3 protein-coding genes are annotated in these 3,230 nt (G+C 65.2%); all 3 read left to right on the top strand.

Annotation, left to right across the window (positions count from 1 at the left end; all coding sequences use genetic code 11):
* Positions 1–1,664, top strand: a 1,664-nt coding sequence (locus OC373_RS18565) for a copper resistance system multicopper oxidase (protein ID WP_261998258.1), incomplete at its 5' end; no start/stop codon positions are given.
* A complete protein-coding gene (locus OC373_RS18560) occupies positions 1,661–2,758 on the top strand; it encodes a copper resistance protein B (RefSeq protein WP_046272496.1) in 1,098 nt (365 codons plus the stop codon). The genes OC373_RS18565 and OC373_RS18560, both read left to right, overlap by 4 nt.
* 102 nt (positions 2,759–2,860) lie before the next feature.
* On the top strand, positions 2,861–3,230 hold a 370-nt coding region (locus OC373_RS18555; protein WP_261998257.1), incomplete at its 3' end, for a nuclear transport factor 2 family protein.

Here is a 3,230-nt window from a genome sequence, read left to right as displayed (position 1 = left end):
CGCCGATGAACTTCACTGGCGCCACGCGCCCTGCGATCACGGTCAACGGATCGATACCCGCGCCGCTGCTGCGCTTGCGCGAAGGCACCACCGTCAACCTGCGGGTCCGTAATGCCCTGCCCCCCGGCTCCATCCATGGCGACCAGGCGTCGATCCACTGGCACGGCATCCTGTTGCCGGCCGACATGGACGGCGTACCAGGGCTAAGCTTCAATGGCATCAACCGTGGCGAGACCTATCAGTACCGGTTCAACGTCGTGCAGAACGGCACCTACTGGTATCACAGTCACTCCGGCTTCCAGGAGCAAGCGGGGCTCTACGGCCCGCTGGTGATCGAGCCTTTGGAGCCCGAGCCCTTCGCCTATGACCGCGATTACGTGGTCATGCTGACCGACTGGACCGATCTCGATGCGAAGCGCCTATTCGCCCGGCTCAAAAAACGCTCCGACTACGACAACTTCTCCAAGCGAACGGTCGGCGACTTCTTTGACGACGTGAAGCAGAACGGCTGGGCCGCCACGACCGAAGACCGCAAGATGTGGGGCGATATGCGGATGACGCCAACCGACCTGTCGGACGTCAATGGCAACACCTACACCTTCCTGATGAATGGCACGACTTCGCTCGGCAACTGGACCGGACTGTTTCGGTCGGGCGAAAAGATCCGCCTCCGCTTCATCAACGGGTCGGCGATGACGTACTTCGACGTGCGCATTCCGGGCCTGAAGATGACGGTGGTCGCAGCCGATGGCCAGTATGTGCATCCGGTCGCGGTCGACGAGTTTCGCATTGCCACCGCTGAGACCTTCGACGTCATCGTCGAACCGACCGGGCAGGATGCGTTCACCATTTTCGCGCAGGACACGGGTCGCAGTGGCTACATCAGTGGCACCCTCGCCGTCCGGGAGGGATTGCGTGCGCCCGTGCCCAACCTCGATCCCAAGCCGATCCTGACCATGGACGACATGGGACACGGCGGAATGGGCGGCGGCGGTCATGATATGTCCTCGATGTCACACGGTGCGATGACCGGCGGTGCCATGGCGGGAATGGACCACAGCGGCCACGACATGTCATCGATGGCCGGAGGCGCGGCAGCCGGCGGGAGCATGGCGGGGATGGATCACGGTGCCGGCGGGATGCAGGAACACCCTGCAAGCGAAACCGGCAATCCGCTCGTCGACATGCAGACGATGGCGCCCGCGCCCAAGCTGGATGACCCGGGCATCGGGCTGCGCGACAACGGCCGCCGCGTGCTGACCTACGCCGACCTGCGCAGCACGTTCCGCGACCCGGACGGGCGCGAACCCGGGCGCACGGTCGAGCTGCACCTGACCGGCCACATGGAGCGCTTCGCTTGGTCATTCAACGGAGTGAAGTTCGCTGACGCGGAACCACTGCGCCTGAAATACGGCGAGCGCCTGCGGATCGTGCTGGTCAACGACACGATGATGTCGCATCCAATCCACCTCCACGGGATGTGGAGCGACCTCGAGGACGAATCCGGCAACTTCATGGTGCGCAAGCACACCATCGACATGCCGCCCGGTACCCGACGCAGCTACCGGGTACGCGCCGATGCCCTTGGCCGCTGGGCCTACCACTGCCACCTGCTCTACCACATGGAAGCGGGCATGTTCCGTGAAGTACGGGTGGAGGAATGAACGCCATGATCCTTTCCAGTCGCCACCCCCTGGCCATCGGCCTGGCCTCCGCAATGTCTCTCGCAGCTGGTTTATCGCCGGCGTGGGCGCAGGAGACGGACCACGCCTCGCACCACCCGGAAGCCAAGCCGGCTGCGACACCCTCGTCGCCCGAGCCCGTCGATCCACACGCCGGCCACCAGCCGATTCCGACAGACACGCGTTCCGACGACCACGGAGCCATGGACCACGGAAACATGGGCCACGGCACCAGGAAACCCAAGGGTGCGGAAGCTGCCGGAAGCGACCACTCCATGATGGATCACTCGGGCATGGACCACGCGTCCATGGGCCATCAGCCTGCTGCCAGTCAGGATCTCCCGGCGACGGCGGAGCCGCACGAGCCCATTCCTGTCATTACCCCTGCCGATCGGGCGGCGGCATTCCAGGACCTCGAGGCGCACGCGATGCACGGCGAATCGATTAACTCCTACTGGTCCCTTGACCGGCTCGAGGCGTGGGACGCGGAGGAGGACGGCACCGGCATGGCCTGGGAAGCGAAGGGCTGGATCGGCTCCGACTTGAACCGGCTCTGGCTTCGCAGCGAGGGCGAGCGTGCGGGCGGATCCACAGAATCGGCGGATGTGGAAGTCCTGTACGGCCGGGCCATTGCCCGATGGTGGGACGCAGTCGCCGGTGTCCGCCATGACTTCGGCTTTGGCGGCGGCCCGTCGCGCACCTATGCCGCCCTTGGCGTCATCGGTCTTGCCCCGTACAAGTTCGAAGTCGAAGCGACCGCCTACGTGGGCGAGTCCGGCCAGGTCGGCCTCGGCGCGGAAGCCGAATACGAAACGCTGTTTACCAATCGTCTGATCGGCCAGTGGCTGGTCGAGGGCCAGGCCTGGAGCAAGGACGATCCGGCGGTTGGAATCGGCAGCGGGCTGAGCAAGGTCGAAGCCGGTTTCCGGCTGCGCTACGAGTTCCACCGGCAGTTCGCTCCCTATGTCGGCGTGGTCTGGGAGCGTGCCTACGGAGGCACGGCGGACCAACGTCGCGCCCAGTCCGGGGACATCGACGACACCCGCATCGTGGCCGGCGTTCGAATCTGGTTCTGACAGGGCCAGAACATTGAAACCTGATACACCCGAAGCACGCTTGGCGGGTCGGCGTCTCCGCGGGCAAGCACACAACCACTGATTTCTTGGAGTCCACCACGCATGAAAGCAATAACAACTTCATTCACCCTAGCCATGGCGCTGGCGGTCATATCGCCCGCCATGGCGCAGGCGACACAGTCGCATGCACATCACCCCGCAGCCGCGGCATCGGCGGACATGGACGTCCCGGCGGCGGCAAAGGCCGCTGTCGCCGTGGCGGAGCGATTCAACACCGCCCTCTCCAGCGGCGACCTGGCCACGGTCGAATCCCTGCTTGCTGCCGACGTCCTCATCCTCGAGTCCGGAGGCGCGGAGCGCACTCGCGGGGAATATATGGGCCATCACGCCGCCAGCGATGCGGCGTTCCTCAAGGGGGCCCATCGACAGTTGCTCCGTCAGCGCGCACGCGCCGCTGGCGAGTTCGCATGGG

The organism is Stenotrophomonas sp. Ste96 (assembly GCF_024519495.1).
GTDB classification, from domain to species: domain Bacteria; phylum Pseudomonadota; class Gammaproteobacteria; order Xanthomonadales; family Xanthomonadaceae; genus Stenotrophomonas; species Stenotrophomonas bentonitica_A.
Note: the sequence above shows the minus strand (reverse complement) of the source record. Positions and strands in the feature narration are given on the sequence as shown.